Source organism: Flavobacterium silvisoli (assembly GCF_004329815.1).
GTDB lineage: Bacteria > Bacteroidota > Bacteroidia > Flavobacteriales > Flavobacteriaceae > Flavobacterium > Flavobacterium silvisoli.
Window position 1 is genome coordinate 244,399 of the sequence record NZ_SJPE01000002.1, and the last position, 20,069, is coordinate 264,467.

Here is a 20,069-nt window from a genome sequence, read left to right on the forward strand (position 1 = left end):
CTTAATTAGTTAGTATCAGTTTTTTGGTTTGGTGTAATAAATTTCCAGTTTTAATCTTTTGGCATAATTTACATCGGTTTCCGGTATATCGGTTCCGTATAAAATGGTTCCCAAAGGATTCATCACCGACATCGTTGGCACTTTCTTGATGTTACTGCCATCGGTAATAGGTGTTTTTCTTTTCTTGAAATCCGAACTGTTGATGTTCTCGGTCACTACCAATCCGAGTCTGACATTAGTAGAATCCTTCTTAATCAGATTTCTGACGTGACTGGTAATGCGGATTTTGTATTTGGCTCCTTTTCTTGTGCTGGTATATGCTCCTTGAGCGTTTTTTTGCGACACTATCTTTCCGTCGCTGTCAAGCAAAAGTCCTCCGTAAACGTACTTGTTGTACTTTGGATAAACGTTATTGGAAGTGAAATCATAGGTGTAGTCAACCAGCATTTTACTGTTGTCCAAATCATATAAAAAGAGGCGATTAGGTTCTACTGTCTTTTCATCCTGCATGGAACCGGCATCAATAGTAAAGGTAAGGTTGGCTTCGTTGATCAACCAATCGTTTGCTCTTATGTCGTCTATTTCATCCGACACCCCGTTTGGACCGGTAATCACATATTTGGGATTCGTATCGCTGATGGGAAGGCTCGAATTGTAATCAGGGCTAATCAAATATTTTGAGTTGCCGTCATTAATAGGAAGGTTAGGATTGTAATCCGGGTTTAAGGCTAATCCTTTCAAATCAGTTTTGCTGAAAATTTCAACTACGGCCATAGAACCTTGCCCGCCTTTAAGGAACAACTTTCCTGCACCCGCCGGGTTGCTGTTGTTAGCCGGATTGATACCGTAAACATAATTAGGATTCAGATTGTAATTGTTCTGTAAACTAACGGTGTTTCCTTTTAAAGTGAGCACATACGTTTTAGAAATGCGCTCCACTTTGTATTCATTAACGGTGGTGGTAGACGGATTATCAGGCGTGATTTTATCCTCTTTGTAGTATAAGGTGATGTCTCCTTTAGCAAAATTCATCATAGCCATATTACCTTCGTTACCCGTACTTTGAACCTGAAAGTACAAGCCTCTGAAATAATTTTTAAACGTTGCCTGACTCGACAGGTTGGCTGTTGGAGTAGAAATTATTTTATCCAAAAAGAACTGATTGTCTAAATGCAAACGCATAGATGGTGCAGAACGCGTATAAACCGGTTCATTGTTCTCATCGTAAGTGGTGGTTTTGTGCTCTTTAGGATTGAAAAAGAACTCAACGTTCTCGGCAGTATTGGAAGAATTATTCAATACCCCCGAAGCATAGTCAATGTTGTTCCCAATGACATTGTCATCCGTGTAATAGGACTGTTCTTCATCAAAAGCCTGATTCGGATCTAAGTCTCTCAAATAATAATTGGAGCGATAAATACTCAATTTAAACTTAGATTCAGCTTTGCCGTAAATAGAGTCCAGCACATAAGGCTTTACCCCGTCTGTTATGGTAGCATCTTTCGGAATATGACAATAATAAGGAATATTCAACACCACACTATCCATTGAAGGAAGGGCCACAAACTTTGTCGGATCGGTATTGTTAAAAACCGGAGAAGTGGTTGACAGGGCAAGTTGCGTAACAAAATCGGCTTTGGTAGAACCGAAAGCAGGATTGTCATAAATTCCGAGCGGATTTATCGGCAAATCATTGGAAGCTACCGGACCCAAATCCTGATTGTAGGCCTTTACCGTACGGTATACCGGCTTGTCAAAACCACCAAAATGGTCATCTGCCACAATATCGGTTCCCAATTGATCGAAATCTTTATCGCAAGACACAAAAAGGACAGTTACCAGTCCTATCATCAAAATTGGGCGTAAAAATGAGTGTTTATACATAAGTAAATACTGTTTTTCTATGGAAGCATATTTTTGTAAAAAGTAGTATAGGCTTCGGCAAATTTTTCTTTTGAGGCGAAAGGTAAAAAAGGTTTTCCTGAAGATTCTATAAATTTTGTTAAACTTGGAGGCACGCTTTCGGAAGCAATAATCACCCCGTCTGAATGATTTACGGATGCCTTCATCAGGTTTTCATAATTCGGAACCTCAAGCTCTTTCACAGCATCGTGCGGAATATTATCAAACTTGACTTTATTAATCATTTCCATATCCAACGTACCCTCAAACGACTGTCCGTAAATGGAAGTTACTATTTTAGTGTCTGAAAATAATGCTTCATCTTTGTAGTAATGTTTCATGTAAATAGGCAACAAACTGGCCATCCAACCGTGAACGTGAATGATATCGGGAACCCAGTTTAATTTTTTTACCGTTTCTACAACGCCTTTGGCAAAAAAGATAGCTCTTTCATCATTATCCGGATACAATACCCCGTCTTCATCACTAAAAGTTGCCTTTCTTTTAAAATATTCATCATTATCAATAAAGTAAACCTGAATACGCTCTTTGGGAATGGAGGCCACTTTGATAATCAACGGCATGTCTAAATCATTTACCACTAAATTCATTCCGGATAATCGGATAACCTCATGCAGCTGATGCCTTCTTTCATTGATATTTCCATATCTCGGCATAAAAATTCTTATTTGTCCTCCCTGATCATTAATCATTTTCGGAACATCATAAGACATTAAAGAAACCTCATTTTCAGCCAGATAAGGCACCACTTCAGATGATACATACAATATCCTCTTATCTTCCATAATCTATTTTACTTTATTTATTGGCAATAAAAAACAGGCAAAAGTACAAAAATTTATGCAGTTATTTATGAAAATAGTAAGTTTGCAACTCATTTACCGAAAGCCAATGCTCATTTTTAACACTCAAAATGAATTAGTTTCTCATCTGACTTCTATTTCAAACGCAGCTGCTCCCATTGGTTTTGTGCCTACTATGGGGGCACTTCATCAGGGACACTTATCGCTGCTCAAAGAGGCATTGCTGCACAACACTACAGTGGTCATCAGTATTTTTGTCAATCCGACCCAATTCAACAATGCTGAAGACCTTGCCAAATACCCGCGAACGCTCGAAGCCGATATTGAAAAAGTAAAATCCGTTTCCGATAAAATCATCGTTTTTGCGCCCAGCGTTGACGACATTTACGAAGGGAATACAGTTTCCAAACATTTCGACTTTGACGGATTGGAACATCAAATGGAAGGTCAGTTCCGCCCCGGCCACTTTGACGGGGTAGGCACCATAGTAAAACGTCTGTTTGAAATCGTAAAACCCACCAATGCTTATTTTGGCGAAAAAGATTTTCAACAGCTGCAAATCATCAAAAAAATGGTGGAAAAACTGAAAATACCGGTCAACATCATAGGCTGTCCAATTTTCAGAGAAACTAACGGTTTGGCCATGAGCTCACGCAACGAGAGATTATCCGCCGAAGAAAAAGAACAAGCTGCCATCATTTTCAAAACACTGACACAGGCCAAAACTCTTTTTGAAACCAAGACAGCTGATGAAGTATCCGCTTTTGTGGCAGAAACATTCAAAAAACAACCCGGTTTCGAACTGGAATATTTTACCATAGCCGATGAAGCTACCTTGCAGCCTTGTCATACCAAAAAAGAGACTGAAAAATACCGCGCTTTCATAGCCGTTTTTGTCAACAATGTCAGATTGATAGATACCATTTCACTAAATTAATTTACCTTTGCCCCATGCAAATTCAAGTAGTAAAATCTAAAATTCACCGCGTAAAAGTTACCGGTGCCGACTTAAACTATATAGGCAGCATCACCATAGACGAGACGCTGATGGAAGCCTCTAACCTTATCGAGGGTGAAAAGGTATCCATTGTCAACATCAACAACGGAGAACGTTTCGAAACCTACGCCATCAAAGGCCCGAAAAATTCAGGCGAAATCACACTCAATGGCCCGGCCGCCCGAAAAGTACACAAGGGAGACATTGTCATCATCATGTCATATGCCCTGATGGATTTTGAAGAAGCAAAAACATTCAAACCTTGGTTGGTCTTCCCCAACGAGAATGATAATTCCTTGACATAACCCTTGAAAAATCAAATCGGAAAATGGTTGTCAATTTTGGTGCCGCTCCTTCTGGGTGTGGGCATCATCGTTTACCAGTACAATTCATTCACCGAAGCCCAAATCAACGAAATCAAAAGCTATTTTAAAAACGCAGACTACTTCTACATTTACCTCTCGTTGGTTATTGCCCTTTTCGGATTTTGGTCGCGTGCTTACCGCTGGAAATTCTCTTTGCAACATCTGGGCTACGAAGCAAAGTTTCACAATAACTTCATGGCCGTTTGCATTGCCTACTTGATGAATCTCACCGTGCCGCGTTCGGGTGAAATTTCTAGAGCTTTGGTCCTCAAAAAATACGAAAAAATCCCGTTCGACAAAGCCTTCGGAACCATAGTAGCCGAAAGAGTGGTCGACTTACTCATCTTTTTCCTCTTCGTTTTCATTGGTTTTGTCGTACAATTCAACGTGCTGAAATCCTATGTGTTAGAAAAAATTCCATACGAAAAGCTCATCCTGTTGCTCATTTTGGGAATCTTGGGAATCATCGTTTTCACGCTGATTTGGATTTACTCAAATTGGGAAATAGTAAACAAACTCAAAGAAAAATTTTCAGGCCTTATCGAGGGCATGACCAGCATTCTAAAGATGGAAAACAAATGGGCCTTTTTGTTCCATTCGTTCTTCATTTGGTTCACTTACCTTTTGATGTTTTACGTAACCATCTTTGCATTGAAAGAAACCAGCGACATTGGTATGGGAGCCGTAGTCATTGCCTTTATTTTCGGAAGTCTTACCATCGGATTCACCAATAGTGGCTTTGGATTTTATCCATTGGTCATTGCCGAAATCTTCGTTTTATACCACGTGGATAAGCCGGCCGGAATCGCCTTCGGTTGGTTGGTCTGGACCTCACAAACCATTCTCATGATTGCTCTTGGAGGGTTGTCGTTTTTATTCCTGCCTATTTTAAACAGAAATAAATAATTTTGTTATCTTGCTGATTAATTTAGCAAAAACGGCTGTTTAACCAAACCCTTATCCATGAAAAAACTTCTTGTATTAGTCTTACTAATTTGTTCCAATAGCATTTTTTCACAAAAGAGAATTACCGATACCATCAGTTCTAAAAAGCTGAACGAAAACCGGGAAATTACTATAGGGCTACCGCCGTCTTATGCCAAAAACAGCAAACAGAGCTACCCTATTTTACTCTTGCTCGATGGCGATTTCTTGTTTGACCCGTTTCAGGGAGCCTTGAGTTACGGCTACTATTGGGATGATTTACCCGAAGTGATCATCGTGGGCATCAGCCAAAACAAAAACAACGAGCGCGAAACCGATTGCGCTACCGAAGCTACCACCGGTTTGCCGGATGAAAAAGGAGAAAAATTCTTTGAGTTCATCGGGATGGAATTAATCCCGTACATTCAGAAAAATTTCAGAACAGCTCCGTTTAAAATTGTCGCCGGATTAGATACTACCGCCGGATTTTTAAATTGTTACTTATACAAAGACAACCCGGTCTTTGATGCCTATATCTCCATGAGTCCGGAATTACCCACCGGCATGGAAGAACAAATTCCCGACCGATTGGCGGCGATTCAAAAACCGATTTTTTACTATCACTCTACAGCCGAAGGTGACGTCAAAAAAATGCGCACCCGAATTATGGCGATGGACGAAGAGATAAAAAAAATAAACAACCCGAAACTGAATTACCGCTTCGAAGACTTCAAAGGCGCCTCCCATTACTCCATGGTTTTGAATTCGATTCCGAGTGCTTTATACCAAATTTTCGCCGTTTATCAACCAATTTCCATCACCGAATTTCAGGAAAAAATTGCCACTTTACCCTCGGGTTATGTCGATTATTTAGCCAATAAATACGATGTGCTCGAAAAGTCATTGGGGTTGAAAGTACAAATTCGTTTAAATGATTTCAAAGCTATTGAAGCGGCCATCATAAAAAATCAGGCGTACAACGAGTTTGATTTACTCTCTCAATTGGCCCGAAAAAATTATCCGAAAGCGATGCTGGCCGACTACGAAATGGCACAGATGTACGAAAAGAAAGGCGACAATGCCCGAGCCGTAAAGTCTTATTTGGCGGCCTTTCAAAAAGAAGAAATTGGCGATTTGACCAAAGATATGATGATGGAAAGAGCCGAAGCTCTAAAAGTTAATTTGCCTAAAAAAGGAAAAAAAGGAAAAGAAGAACCGATAGTAGAGGAAACGCCTCCGGCTGAAACTCCTGCCGATACACCACCGGCTGAAACTCCGGCTGAAGACAAAAAACCTTAAAAAAACTGAGCCAGTCCGACAAGAAATTCGGAATAAATTACAACCCAAATGTCGAAACTAAAAACTACTTTTTTTTGTCAAAATTGCGGAGCTCAATACGCCAAATGGCAAGGGCAATGCAACTCGTGCAAAGAATGGAATACCATAGCCGAAGAAATCATTCAAAAAGAAGAAAAAACAAGCTGGAAACCCACCTCAACCGAAACCAAGCGTGTTTCCAAACCGCTGAAAATAAAAGAAATTGACTCGACTCAGGAAATCCGCATGGACACTACTGACGGGGAGCTAAACCGCGTATTGGGCGGCGGAATTGTTCCGGGTTCTTTGATTCTGTTGGGAGGTGAGCCCGGCATCGGAAAAAGTACGTTATTGTTGCAAATTTCCCTGAAACTCCCTTTTAAAACTTTATATGTTTCGGGCGAAGAAAGCCAAAAACAAATCAAAATGCGCGCGGAGCGCATCAACCCGAACAGCGAAAACTGTTTGATCCTCACCGAGACCAAAACCCAAAACATCTTCCGGCATATTGTAGAAGTGGAACCCGATATCGTCATCATCGACTCCATCCAAACCCTGCACACCGATTATATCGAATCGACCGCCGGCAGCATTTCACAAATCCGGGAAACCACGGCAGAGCTTATCAAATTTGCCAAAGAAACCAACATTCCGGTCATCCTCATTGGGCACATTACCAAAGACGGCAACATCGCCGGACCTAAAATTTTAGAACACATGGTCGATACCGTCTTGCAGTTTGAAGGCGATCGCAACCACGTCTACCGCATCCTGCGCTCGCTTAAAAACCGCTTTGGGTCAACTGCCGAACTGGGCATTTATGAAATGCAGGGCTCGGGCTTGCGCGAAGTGTCCAATCCTTCCGAAATTTTAATCTCCCACCGCGAAGAAGAACTCTCCGGAACCGCCATCGCGGCAACACTCGAAGGGATGCGACCACTCATGATTGAAATTCAGGCGCTCGTATCAACAGCCGTTTATGGCACACCGCAACGAAGCACCACTGGGTACAACGCGAAAAGATTAAACATGATTTTGGCCGTATTGGAAAAACGCGCCGGTTTCCGCTTGGGCACCAAAGACGTTTTCCTCAACGTAACCGGAGGCATTTCGGTAGATGACCCGGCCATTGACTTGGCAGTGGTGGCGGCCATCCTGTCTTCCAACGAAGATATCGCCGTGGGCAAAGATGTATGTTTTGCCGGAGAAGTAGGGCTTTCGGGCGAAATCCGTCCGGTAAACCGCGTCGAACAACGCATACAGGAAGCCGAAAAATTAGGTTTTGCCACTATCTTTGTATCTAAATACAACAAGATTGCCATCAAAAATCCGTTAATCAAAATTATTTTGGTATCCAGGATTGAAGAAGTAGTCGAACAGTTGTTTGGGTAACCGATTTCATAAAAAATGAAAACCGCAAAGCAAAAAGCATTTCTCGCACTAAAAATCAGCGGTATGATGTTACTGCTGGGAATCGCTTTGGCTTTTGCCTTCAGAAATGCCCTTTTGGAAAAAATCATCCACCGCATCGACACCAAACTCGACCGGGATTACCAATGCCGCCTTACCATTCAAAAAGCCGAATTCCACGGACTGACCGAATTGGAATTTCAACACATCGCTCTGGTTCCCAAACAAGCCGATACACTGGTTCGGATTGAGGGACTGAAAACCAAGGTTACCTTTTGGAAACTGTTAATCGGAGACATACAACTTGGGAAATTGGAAATCAACAAAGGGTATATACAATTGGTGAAAACCAAAAACGGCAGCAATTTTGACGCGTTCCTTCGTTCTAAAAAGGACCCATCGGAAAACGCCGAAGTCAATTACGCCAAACTGCTGAACCGCATCACCTCTCGGCTCATGAACTTGGTTCCTACCGACATGAGTGTCAAAGGTTTTGCTTTCAGAATCAATGACCAAGGCCATAAAGTTGTCTTCGATTTTCAACAGTTGGCTTTGGAAAACAAAAAACTCAACACGCGGATTCAGGTAACCTCCGAGGACTTTTCACAACAGTGGAGCATCAGCGGATTTGCCGACCCCCGCGACCGAAAAGCTGATCTGGACTTTTACAACCCCGATAAAGATACCGTAAAAATTCCGTATTTGGATAAAAAATGGAATTTGAAAACCGGTTTTAAATCCATTCACTTTAATCTGGAAAATCTGACGATGCGCAGCGGGGAACTCCACATCGACGGCTATTCCTCCATCAAAAACCTCTTTGTAAACCATCCCAAAATTGCCGGCAAGGATGTCACCGTGCAGAGCGCCCGGTTTGATTACCACTGGGTGGTTGCCTCACGCGCCATCGCCTTAGACAGCACCTCAACCCTACAACTGAACCGCATCCAATGCAATCCCTATTTGTCTTATACCCATGATACCGACAAAATATACGCGCTGAAATTATCCATTCCCAAGATGAAGGCGCAGGACTTTATCGCTTCACTGCCCAACGGCCTTTTTCGCCATTTTGAAGGGATGGAAGCCCAAGGCAATTTTAGTTATGCGCTTCATTTTGCCTACAACAACCACAAACCGAACGAGGTTGTTTTTGAAAGCAAACTCCGGCCCGAAAACCTGAAAATCACCCAATACGGGGAAGCCGATTTGAACAAAATCAACTCCGAATTCGTCTACCGTGCCGTAGACAAAGGAATTCTGCAACGGCCCATTGTTGTAGGAAATTCGAATCCTTATTTTACGCCTTTGAGTGCCATTTCGCCTTACCTCCAAAAATGTGTACTGACCAGTGAGGACCCTTCGTTTTTCAACCACAGAGGGTTTATCAATGAAGCGTTCAAACAATCAATCGTGAAAAACATACGCACCAAAAAATTCTCGCGTGGTGCCAGTACCATCAGCATGCAGCTCGTCAAAAACGTATTCCTGACCCGCGAAAAAACGCTGTCGCGAAAACTCGAGGAAATCCTGTTGGTGTACATTTTAGAAAACAACCACATCAGTACCAAAGAACGCATGCTCGAAGTGTATTTCAACATCATTGAGTGGGGGCCAAATGTGTATGGCATAGGCGAAGCTTCGCGGTTTTATTTCCAAAAAAGTCCGGGCGATTTGAACCTGAACGAATGTTTGTTCCTGGCCACCATCATCCCGAAACCCAAAGGATTCATGTACCGTTTTGACGCGAACCACGAACTCAAATTATTTGCCAAACAGCAGGAAACGTTTCTCACCAAACTCATGTTGCGCCGCAATGTCCTGACCGCTAATGACACTATAGGCAACTTCCCGCTGACGATTTCGGGACCGGCCGCATCGTTTTTGAAACAAAAAACAATTAACACTATAGAAAACGACAGCCTCAGCACAGATGAATTTGAATTCTGATTTTAAGGTTTAATCGGTTGAATTTTATAACTTTACCCAAAACCGATTGACTATGAAAAAAAATCTATTCTTCTGTTTCTTGTTTTGGACCGGCATTAGTGTTGCGCAAACCATAGGCGTACAAAGTTTTGCCACCGGATTTACCTCTTTGACCGAAATCACCCACGCCCCAAACGACAGCCGTTTATTTGCCGTGCAACAGGGCGGAATCATCAAAATCATAAATCCTAACGGCACTGTCAACAGCACTCCTTTCCTGACCTTGACCACAACCACCATTGCATCGGGTGGCGAAAGAGGCTTGCTGGGTTTAGCCTTTCATCCGGATTATGCCACCAACGGTTATTTTTATGTGAATTATACCCGTGCCGGAGATGGGGCTACGGTCATTGCACGTTACTCAGTGTCGGCCGACCCCAATATAGCCGATCCCAACAGCGGAACCGTGCTACTAACCATTGCCCAGCCTTACTCCAATCACAACGGCGGCACCATCAAGTTTGGTCCCGACGGGTATTTGTATATCGGAATGGGTGACGGCGGCAGCGGCGGTGATCCGGGTAACAGGGCCCAGAACATCAATGAAAACCTGGGGAAAATGCTTCGCATCGATGTCAATTCGGGCTCGCCTTATGGGATTCCGCCTACCAATCCGTATGTGGGTGTAGCCGGTAATGACGAAATTTGGTCTATCGGGATGCGCAACCCGTGGAAGTTTTCTTTTAACCGACTCAACGGAGATTTATGGATTGCCGATGTGGGTCAGGACGCCATCGAAGAAATCAACAAAATCAGCAGTCCGCTGCCTGATACGGGACTGAATTTCGGATGGCGTTGTTACGAAGCCAATGTGGTTTACAATACCTCTTCGGGCAATTGTCCGTCTTATGCTTCAACCGTCGCGCCATTTGCATTATACCCGCAAACCGGGAGCCGTTGCTCTGTAACCGGCGGGTATTTTTACACCGGGACCGCTTATCCGAATTTTGCCAACAAATATATCTTTGGCGATTACTGTTCGGGCGAAATCGGAACCATTGACAGTTCGGGGACGATAACCTGGGGCTATGATGCTTCCTTTTTCATAACTACGTTCGGAGAAGATAAAGACGGCGAACTGTATGTAGCAGGCGGAAGTACCATTTATAAAGTCATTGACACTTCATTGGGGGTAGCCACCACCCAAAAGAACGGGCTGAGCTTTTATCCGAACCCGGCTAAAACCGAAATTTTCTTCAAAAATCCCGACGGGATAAGCCTTTCTAACGTTACCCTTTTTGACGTCAGCGGCAAAGCGGTACTGACCAAAAACGGCGACATCCCTTCGCTATCAATAGCTGATTTGGCCAAAGGCCTATACCTGATGGTACTGGAAGACAGCACGGGCAACCGCTATCCTTCCAAACTGGTGGTAGAATAAATTTAAGGAGCAGGATCGGGATAAAGGGCCTGAATTTTATTAATTTCGGTCAACACCTCGGGCGATAAAACTACCGCAAAAGCAGCCAGGTTTTCCTTAAGTTGCTCCATGGTAGTCGCGCCAATGATGGTCGACATCACAAACGGTTGCTGGTTGACAAAAGCCAAAGCCATTTGCGTAAGTGTCATTCCGTTATCATGAGCCAACTGCTGGTACCTTTGGGTCGCTTTATAACAATTCTCACTGCTGTAACGCGTAAACTGCGGAAACAATCCCAAGCGGGAATCGGGCTGTATACCGTTCAAATGCTTACCGGTCAGAAAGCTGAACGCCAAAGGGGAATAGGCCATCAAACCAACCTGTTCGCGCATACAAATTTCAGACAAGCCCACTTCAAACAAACGGTTCAACAACGAATACGGGTTTTGAATGGTGGCAATTCTGGGCAAATTGTGCTTCTCGCTTTCGGTTAAAAACTTCATCACCCCATACGGGTTTTCGTTAGAAACTCCGATGTGTTTGATTTTCCCTTCTTTGATTAATCCTTCGTACACGGTCAATACTTCAAAGAAATTGTCCTGCCATTGGGTGTCTAATTGCGTGACGCCCCGTTGCCCGAACATGTTCATCACCCGCTCCGGCCAGTGCATTTGGTACAAATCAATATAATCGGTCTGCAGGTTGCGCAAACTTTGGTTCACCGCTTCGTGTATGCTTTTTTTCGAAAAATCGAGGGGCTGACGAATGTAGCCCATCCCGCGGTTCGGACCGGCTATTTTGGTAGCCAATACCAACGCTTCTCTTTTTCCCGACTTTTTCAACCAGCTGCCAATGTACTTTTCGGTCAAGCCCAATGTGGCCTCGCGGGCTGCTATGGGATACATCTCGGCGGTGTCAATAAAATTCACTCCGTGAGCTAGGGCATAATCCAGTTGGGAGTGTGCGTCGGCTTCGGTATTTTGTTCGCCAAAGGTCATCGTGCCCAGGCATACTTTGCTGATTTTTATATTGGTATTGGGTAAGGTAGTGTACTTCATCAGTAGTGCTTTTTTGCGGTACAAAAGTAAAATATTGCCGGGGTTAATTGGGCTGGATTAACACATTTTTTGAAACCGTTTGAAATAAAAAGGCCCTGAATTAATTCAGGACCTTATGGAACAAAAAACGATATTTATACATTAAAACTCATTCAGCATTTTCGAAATTTCGCGCAGATCTAGAGTTCCAATGATTTCAATTCTAATACCCTGAGCTTGATATGGAAGTATCCCGCAACCTGACTTTCGATGATTTGTTAAACAAATCCAAAACTTTCAAAACGGTACAGTATTATATCCCTATTTTTACCTTAAAATTAAGCCACCCATGAGAGTATTGTTACTGGAAGACGACCATATTCTGTCTAAAGAAATCATCAGTTTTCTCAAAACCATGCAAATGGATTGTGATGCTGTTTTTGATGGGGAATTATTTTTCAGGCAATACAAGCAATACCCCTATGACATTTTTGTGCTCGACATAAACGTGCCGAAAATAAACGGCTTGGATGTGTGTAAAAAAATCAGAGAAACTGATAAGTCAACCCCTATTTTGATGCTGACCGCCTACCGGGAAATTCAGGATAAACGGGATGCCTTTCATTTGGGTGCCGATGATTATTTGGTAAAACCTTTTCATTTCGAAGAACTTTTTATCCGCATCATGGCCCTGCACCGCAGAAGCAACAGCCCACAGGAAGAGAGCAATACCATTCGGATTAAAGATTTGGAAATTGACCTGAACGCCAAAAAAGTAACCCGAAACCATACCGTTATTGAACTCACGCCGAAAGAATACCAACTGCTGCTCATTTTAGCGAAAGCCAACGGGCGGATTCTCTCTAAAAAATACATCGCAGAACAGATATGGGATATTCACTTTGAAAGCAGCATGAATACCATTGAAGTGTACATTAATTTCCTGCGCAAAAAAATTGACAAGGATGCCGAAGAGAAACTCATCATGACGCGTTCGGGATTTGGGTATTACTTAAACGTAGAGGAATCATGACTTTAAAAAGAAAGATTACAGTTAATGTTTCGCTGGTTTTTACCGTTATCTTCGGCTTGTCATCTACGCTGATTTATGTGAGTTTTTACAACTTCAGAAAGGAAGAATTCAAAAACCGTCTCAAGGAAAAGGCCATGACCACGGCCAAGCTCTTGCTCGAAGTTAAAGAAATAGACAAGCAGATACTGGAGTCTATCGACCAAAATTCGATCAATAAACTCTACAACGAAAAAACATTGGTGTTCAACTCCGATTACAAGTTGATTTATGAAAGCCTTGACAATACCACCATCGAATGGACTAAAGCCGACTTGGTAACACTCAACCGCGAAAAACTGTTTTTTAAATCGCAAAGCCACAACAAGGAACTTTTGGGCATTTACCTGCGCATGTCAACCGGCGATTATTATGTCTTGATTACCGCCGAAGACAATTATGGGTATTCTAAATTAAGGTACCTCCTGTATTCATTAATCATCACCTATTGCATCGGCATCATCCTGGTTTGGTTGTTTATTTACATTTTTGTTCAAAAACTACTGCGCCCGTTAGATACTTTTCAGCAACAAATTACTTCGATAACGGCCAACCAACTCAACATACATTTGGAAGAAAACAACAGCAACGACGAAATCAACCTGCTCACCCGGGCATTCAACCAAATGCTGACGCGACTGGAGGACTCTTTCACCACACAAAAGGAGTTTACCGCCAATGCTTCGCATGAATTGTACACCCCACTGACCCGAATTTCGTTGCAACTCGAAAACTTGATTCAGTTAGAACAGCATTCGGAAAACACCCAAAAATACCTCAAGAGCATCAACAACGATGTGCACCACATAGCCGATTTGATTGACTCGTTATTAATTTTGGCCAAAGCAAACAAAGAAGACATCGGCAAAAAGTTTCGTTCGGAACGCCTCGATGAAATCATGTTCGATGCCATGGATCAGGTGAAGAAAATCCATTCGGGTTTCAATTTGGAGTTTGACATTCAACTGGGAGAAAACCTCGAAAAACCAATGGAAATCAAAGGAATCAAATCGTTATTAAAAATAGCGTTCTTCAATTTGCTGAAAAATGCCTATGCCTATTCCTCGGATAAAAGAGCTGTTGTTTTAATAAAACAATTCAATGACCAAGAAATAAGCGTAATCATTTCCAACAACGGAAAAACAGTCACTGCCGAAGAACAAAAAAAGATGTTCGATCCGTTCATGCGAGGAGTAAACTCGGGCAAAACCAGCGGCTCCGGACTGGGATTGCCTATCGTAAAACGCATCCTAAACTACCACAATGCCACCATTTCGTATACCATTTCAAACGAACAGTACAACCAGTTTCTGATCGTCTTTTTAATTTAAGTTTTTTTTAAGCCCTTTTAAAGTTTGGTTTAAGAAGTGGTCTTGAGTTTTGTATGGATAAAAAATCATACAAAATGAAGTCATTCTGTTTTTATATTTTACTGGTATTTACTTCATCAGGGTTGGCACAAACCCCTTTGACCCTCTCAGATTGTGAAACTCTTTTTCTGAAAAACAACCTTTCGTTGTTGGCCAATCAATACAATATTGATAAAGCCGAGGCAACAGTACTGCAATCAAAAATATGGGATTTGCCTCAAGTAGGGTTTGAAGTCAATGCCTGGGCGCCCCAAAACGACCAAAAGTTTTTCAACATGGGGAAAGAAGGCGAAAAAGCCGCATACATTCAACAACTCATAAAAATTGGCGGGCAGCGCAAAAACCAAATCGGCTTATCCAAATCGAATGCCGAAGTAATCCGGTTAGAGTTTGACCAACTGTTGCGCGATTTGAAATACCAATTGCGAACGGCTTTTTTTTCGATTTACTTTGATTCCCGATCGATTGCAGAAATCGACAAACAACGCGACAATTTAAAAACCCTGATTGATGCCTATTTGATACAAACACAAAAAGGAAATGTAGCTCTCAAAGATTTGGTGCGTCTGCAAAATCTGTATCTGAGTCTGAAAAATGACCGCAATCTTTTGATGGCTGAAATTGTAAACAACAAAAAAACACTGATTACACTGCTCAACAGCAATGACATGACTCTGCAACCGGCACCTACCGACAAAGAACTGGAGGTATATCAAACCGGCACACTCTTCCCCGTAACCGAACTGCAACAAATGGCCGTAACCAACCGCCCCGACCTGTTGCGCAGTCAAAAAATCATCGAAAGTGCCAATTGGAACCTGAAATTGCAACGTTCGTTATCGCTGCCATCAGTAACATTAGGTGCTTCTTATGACCAACGCGGCGGAGCTTATGACAACCAAACCAATCTAACTTTGGGAATCCCGTTACCGCTTTGGAACCAAAATAAAGGCAACATCAAAATAGCCAAATACCAACTCGAACAGGACAAAACCGATAACCGCCAAAAGGTGTTGGAAGTACAAAACGAGGTGAGTGCCGCTTTTCAGAAATACCAAGAACTCAAAGACAGCTTTGTCTCCACCCGAAGCCCCATGGCCGAAGATTTGCAAACTGTCTATCAAGGGATTTATACCAATTTCAAAAAAAGCAACCTCAGCATTTTAGAATTCACTGATTTTATGGAAAGCTACAACGAGAGCATGATTACCTTGAATCAGTTTCACAAAAACCTGATCAATGCCTGCGAAGAACTCAATTATGCTACGGCAGCCAAACTCTTTTAAACTCTGATTTATGAAAACAACCGTTATAAAAAATACCCTTATTGCCTCTCTGATTGTATTGGTTTCTTGTGGTAAAAAGGAAGAAACCGAAAAAAAAGAAGTGTTTCAAATCACCGACGTGATGATGAAAACAACCCAATTTGCCAAAGCCGAACCCCAACAGTTGAAAAATGAATTGCGTTTTTTCGGGAAAATCAGTGCCGACAAAAACAAATTGATTGAAGTCTATCCTGTGGTGGGTGGTAACGTAGAGAAAGTGTATGTCGAATTGGGAGATTATGTAAAAAAAGGGCAAATTATGGCTACCATCCGAAGCACCGAAGCGGCAGGCTATGAAAAAGAATTGCAGGAAGCTCAAAGTCAGGTTTTGGTAGCCAAAAATGCCCTAAAAGTGGCACAGGATATGTTTGAAGGAAAACTGGTAACCGAAAAAGAAGTGCTGCAGGCTCAAAGTGATTTAACCATCGCCGAGTCACAACTGAACCGCATCAGACAAACCTATAAAATCTACAACCTCAAACCGGGTTCAATTTATCAGGTGGTAGCCCCCATCAGCGGTTATGTAATTCAAAAAAACATCAATCAGGACATGCAACTCCGCAGCGACCGTTCAGACAATATTTTTGACGTAGCCGATACAAACAACGTTTGGGCCATCGCCAATGTGAACGAAAGCGATATCAATCAGGTAGCATTGGAAATGGAGGCCACCGTTTCTACCTTATCCAATCCGGATAAAAAATTTTCGGGCAAAGTAGACAAGATTTTTAAAGTCATAGACCCCGAAACCAATGCTATGAACATACGGGTGGTGCTGAACAACTCGGCTTCTTTGTTGGTGCCCGAAAGCAAAGCAACCATAACCGTATCGTATAAAGAAAACAAAACCATGTTGGCCGTCCCGGCCGAAGCCCTGATTTTTGACAACAATAAAAACTACGTCATGGTGTATCAATCGGCAAAAAAATTAGAAACCCGTGTGGTAGACGTTTACCGTCAGGTAGGGGACGTTGCTTATATCGCTTCGGGACTTAAAGAAGGGGAAACCGTTATCACCCACAACCAGTTGTATTTCTACGATGCGTTAAATGACTAACCTAATCTACACTCCAACATGAATCGTTTTATTCGAAATATTATTGCTTTTTCCCTAAAAAACAGGGCTTTCACCTTTTTTTGGGTAAGCATTTTGGTCATCTGCGGGTTTTTGTCGTTCAAAAACATGCCCATCGAAGCCTTTCCGGATGTAACCAATACCCAAATCATAATAATCACCCAATGGAATGGTAAAAGTGCCGAAGAGGTAGAGCGTTTTGTAACCACGCCCATTGAGTTGTCAATGACCTCATTGCAGAAAAAAACCAGCGTCCGCAGTACTTCCATGTTTGGTTTATCAGTCATCAAAATCATTTTTGATGATGGCGTTGATGATGCTTTTGCCCGAAATCAGGTCAATAACCAACTTCGAAATGTCAATTTACCCGAAGAGGTTGAACCCGAAGTACAACCGCCTTATGGCCCCACAGGCGAAATCTTCCGGTATACGCTCGAGAGCAAAACACAGGATTCCCGTTACTTACTCACCATTCAAAACTGGGTAGTCGACAGAGCACTTCGGTCGGTTCCGGGCGTGGCCGACATCAATGCCTTTGGCGGTCAAACCAAAATATTCGAAATAAATGTCGACCCCAGAAAATTAGAAAAATACAAACTCACTCCGCTACAAGTGTACGATGCGGTAAACAAAAGCAACCTCAACGTAGGCGGAGATGTGATCGAAAAAAACGGACAAGCCTATGTGGTTCGCGGAATCGGATTGTTGCAGTCTATCCCCGACATCGAAAACATTATTGTTACACAAGGTAACGGCAATCCGGTTTTGGTAAAAAACCTCGCTTCGGTGAGTGAAGGTTCCATGCCCCGGGTAGGACAAGCCGGTTTAAACGACAACGAAGATGTGGTCGAAGGCATTGTGGTCATGCGCAAAGGCGAAAACACCCCTCAGGTGTTGGAACGGGTCAAAGAAAAAATAAAAGAACTGCAAACCAAAGTTTTGCCCAAAGACGTTGAGCTGAAGGTATTTTACGACCGTGACAATTTAATGGAATTTTGCACTGCTACCGTAATGCACAATTTGCTCGAAGGTATTTTGTTGGTTACCCTGATGGTCTTGCTGTTTATGGCCGATTGGAGAACAACGGTAGTGGTTTCTATAGTCATTCCGTTAGCCTTGCTCTTTTCCTTCTTTTGCTTGAATTTGATGGGAATGAGTGCCAACTTACTCTCACTCGGTGCGGTCGATTTCGGAATCATCATTGACGGTGCCGTAGTAATGGTCGAAGGGCTTTTCGTGATGCTCGACCATAAAGCCAAAGAGGTGGGCATGGAAAAATTCAATAAACTGGCCAAAGCCGGTTGGATCAAAAAAACCGGAACCGAGATGGGGAAAGCCATTTTCTTCTCTAAGATGATTATCATAACAGCGCTGCTTCCCATTTTTGCTTTTCAAAAAGTAGAAGGCAAAATGTTCTCGCCATTGGCCTATACATTAGGATTTGCTTTGCTCGGTGCGCTTATTTTTACGCTGACACTGGTACCTGTTTTATCTCACATGTTGCTCAACAAGAATGTTAAAGAAAAACACAACAAATTTGTAGATTTTTGGAACCACATCGTAGAGAAAGGCTTCCGGTTTACCTTTCGATTCAAACGCTTATCATTATTGGTGTCTGTTGCAATTCTCGTACTTACACTGGCTTCGGCGAAGTTTTTAGGAACTGAATTTTTGCCTCCGTTAAATGAAGGCGCCCTGTGGGTAGAAGCCAAACTGCCTATGAGCTCCAGTTTGGATGAAACGGTAAAAATGGTCAAAGTGCTGAAAAAAGAAATCCGCAGTTTCCCCGAAGTCAACGGAGTACTGTCGCAAACCGGGCGCAGTAATGACGGTACCGATCCCAGCGGATTTTATTATGTACAGATGCAGGTGAATCTGAAACCCAAAGAGGAATGGAAGCGAAAAATTTCGGTGGATCAGCTGGTAGAAGAAATCGACCGTAAACTGAAGAAATTCCAAGGAATAGGATACAATTATTCCCAACCTATTATCGACAATGTAGCCGAAGCGGTAGCCGGTATCAATGCCTCAAATGCGGTCAAAATTTATGGCGATGACTTGGAGAAATTAAATGAAATTTCCAATCAGGTGATCAAACAAATCGAAACGGTAGACGGAATTAAAGACGTAGGGATCCTGCGCAACATAGGACAACCCGAGTTGAGCGTAACCTTAGACAAAGAAAAAATGGCCGCTTACGGGGTTACGCTGGCCGATGCCCAAGCCGTATTGGAAATGGCCTTTGGCGGAAAAACGGCTACTCAAAAATACGAAGGGGAGCGCAAATTTGACGTGCGTATTCGCTATGACAAAGACTACCGAAAAAATGCCGATGACATGGCCAATTTGATGGTGCCTACGTTGCGCAACACCAAAGTACCGCTGAAAGAAATTGCTGAAATCAAAGCGGCTACAGGCCCGGCCTTCATCTACCGCGACAACATGAAACGTTTCATTGGAGTTAAATTCTCGGTTCGTGACCGCGATTTGGGCAGCACCATAGCCGAAGCCCAAGCTAATGTTGAAAAAAATGTCAAACTCCCCGACGGTTACACCATTGGCTGGACCGGAGAATTTGAAAATCAGGTGCGAGCCACTAACCGTTTGGGGCAAGTGGTTCCGGTGAGTTTAATCCTGATTTTCGTCTTGCTGTTCATCATGTTTGGTAAAGTAAAAGACGCGCTGCTGGTATTGGCCAATGTTCCTTTTGCCTTGATTGGCGGTATTTTGGCTTTACACATCACCGGAATCAATTTCGGAATTTCAGCCGGGGTCGGATTCATTGCCTTGTTCGGAATCTGTATTCAAAATGGTGTGATTCTGATTTCTGAATTTCATAAAAATCTTAAAACCGGAACCAACATCGAAAATTCGATTTTAGAAGCGGTAAAAGTCCGAACCCGCCCGGTAGTGATGACTGCTTTGATGGCTGCCATCGGATTATTGCCGGCAGCGCTTTCCACCGGAATCGGCTCTGAATCTCAAAAACCGTTAGCCGTAGTAATTATCGGCGGATTGATTACCGCTACAGTGCTGACGCTTTTAATTTTCCCGATTATCTTCTGGATATTCAATCGAAGCAAACACAAACTGATGGATTAAAAT

15 protein-coding genes are annotated in these 20,069 nt (G+C 42.7%); 12 read left to right on the forward strand and 3 right to left on the reverse strand.

Annotation, left to right across the window (positions count from 1 at the left end; translation table 11 throughout):
* Nucleotides 1-15 precede the first annotated feature (15 nt).
* Together EZL74_RS03415 and EZL74_RS03420 are read right to left on the reverse strand one after the other, a co-directional pair.
* Nucleotides 16-1,884, reverse strand: a complete 1,869-nt coding sequence (locus EZL74_RS03415; protein WP_131475186.1) for a DUF4270 domain-containing protein — start codon at nucleotides 1,882-1,884, stop codon at nucleotides 16-18.
* A 17-nt stretch (nucleotides 1,885-1,901) separates the two neighbouring features.
* Entirely contained in the window at nucleotides 1,902-2,708 is an 807-nt protein-coding gene (locus tag EZL74_RS03420; protein WP_131475187.1) for a glycogen/starch synthase, read from the reverse strand.
* A 106-nt stretch (nucleotides 2,709-2,814) separates the two neighbouring features.
* Here EZL74_RS03420 and panC point away from each other — a divergent pair, with 106 nt between their 5' ends.
* Genes panC through EZL74_RS03455 form a run of 7 tightly spaced genes read left to right on the forward strand, consistent with a single transcriptional unit; the run spans nucleotide 2,815 to nucleotide 11,109 of the window.
* Nucleotides 2,815-3,663: a pantoate--beta-alanine ligase gene (gene panC / locus EZL74_RS03425; RefSeq protein WP_131475237.1), complete on the forward strand. Its 849-nt coding sequence runs from the start codon at nucleotides 2,815-2,817 to the stop codon at nucleotides 3,661-3,663.
* A gap of 14 nt (nucleotides 3,664-3,677) precedes the next feature.
* The gene (gene panD / locus EZL74_RS03430) at nucleotides 3,678-4,028 is read left to right on the forward strand and encodes an aspartate 1-decarboxylase (protein ID WP_131475188.1); all 351 of its coding nucleotides are present in this window, start codon (nucleotides 3,678-3,680) and stop codon (nucleotides 4,026-4,028) included.
* 3 nt (nucleotides 4,029-4,031) lie between these two features.
* Complete coding sequence (locus EZL74_RS03435) at nucleotides 4,032-4,994, forward strand: lysylphosphatidylglycerol synthase transmembrane domain-containing protein (RefSeq protein WP_131475189.1); 963 nt, start codon at nucleotides 4,032-4,034, stop codon at nucleotides 4,992-4,994.
* Nucleotides 4,995-5,051: 57 nt separating this feature from the next.
* Nucleotides 5,052-6,311, forward strand: a complete 1,260-nt coding sequence (locus EZL74_RS03440; protein WP_131475190.1) for an alpha/beta hydrolase — start codon at nucleotides 5,052-5,054, stop codon at nucleotides 6,309-6,311.
* Nucleotides 6,312-6,359: 48 nt separating this feature from the next.
* Complete coding sequence (gene radA, locus EZL74_RS03445) at nucleotides 6,360-7,721, forward strand: DNA repair protein RadA (RefSeq protein ID WP_131475191.1); 1,362 nt, start codon at nucleotides 6,360-6,362, stop codon at nucleotides 7,719-7,721.
* Nucleotides 7,722-7,736: 15 nt separating this feature from the next.
* Complete coding sequence (locus EZL74_RS03450) at nucleotides 7,737-9,689, forward strand: transglycosylase domain-containing protein (RefSeq protein ID WP_131475192.1); 1,953 nt, start codon at nucleotides 7,737-7,739, stop codon at nucleotides 9,687-9,689.
* 52 nt (nucleotides 9,690-9,741) lie between these two features.
* Entirely contained in the window at nucleotides 9,742-11,109 is a 1,368-nt protein-coding gene (locus EZL74_RS03455) for a PQQ-dependent sugar dehydrogenase (protein WP_131475193.1), read from the forward strand.
* 2 nt (nucleotides 11,110-11,111) lie between these two features.
* On the opposite strand, the gene EZL74_RS03460 is transcribed toward EZL74_RS03455, so the two are convergent.
* On the reverse strand, nucleotides 11,112-12,146 hold the full coding sequence (locus EZL74_RS03460; protein ID WP_131475194.1) for an NADP(H)-dependent aldo-keto reductase: 1,035 nt from the start codon (nucleotides 12,144-12,146) through the stop codon (nucleotides 11,112-11,114).
* Between the two features lie 328 nt (nucleotides 12,147-12,474).
* Between EZL74_RS03460 and EZL74_RS03465 the strand changes: the two genes are divergently transcribed.
* The 5 genes from EZL74_RS03465 (at nucleotide 12,475) to EZL74_RS03485 (ending at nucleotide 20,066) form a co-directional block, all read left to right on the forward strand.
* Complete coding sequence (locus tag EZL74_RS03465; protein ID WP_131475195.1) at nucleotides 12,475-13,158, forward strand: response regulator transcription factor; 684 nt, start codon at nucleotides 12,475-12,477, stop codon at nucleotides 13,156-13,158.
* Entirely contained in the window at nucleotides 13,155-14,525 is a 1,371-nt protein-coding gene (locus tag EZL74_RS03470; RefSeq protein WP_131475196.1) for a sensor histidine kinase, read from the forward strand. The genes EZL74_RS03465 and EZL74_RS03470 overlap by 4 nt, the downstream gene beginning before the upstream one ends.
* A 74-nt stretch (nucleotides 14,526-14,599) precedes the next feature.
* Nucleotides 14,600-15,850: a TolC family protein gene (locus tag EZL74_RS03475; protein WP_161971685.1), complete on the forward strand. Its 1,251-nt coding sequence runs from the start codon at nucleotides 14,600-14,602 to the stop codon at nucleotides 15,848-15,850.
* Between the two features lie 10 nt (nucleotides 15,851-15,860).
* Nucleotides 15,861-16,946, forward strand: coding sequence for an efflux RND transporter periplasmic adaptor subunit (locus tag EZL74_RS03480; protein ID WP_131475198.1), 1,086 nt, complete (start codon nucleotides 15,861-15,863; stop codon nucleotides 16,944-16,946).
* Nucleotides 16,947-16,964: 18 nt separating this feature from the next.
* Nucleotides 16,965-20,066, forward strand: a complete 3,102-nt coding sequence (locus tag EZL74_RS03485) for an efflux RND transporter permease subunit (RefSeq protein ID WP_131475199.1) — start codon at nucleotides 16,965-16,967, stop codon at nucleotides 20,064-20,066.
* Nucleotides 20,067-20,069 lie beyond the last annotated feature (3 nt).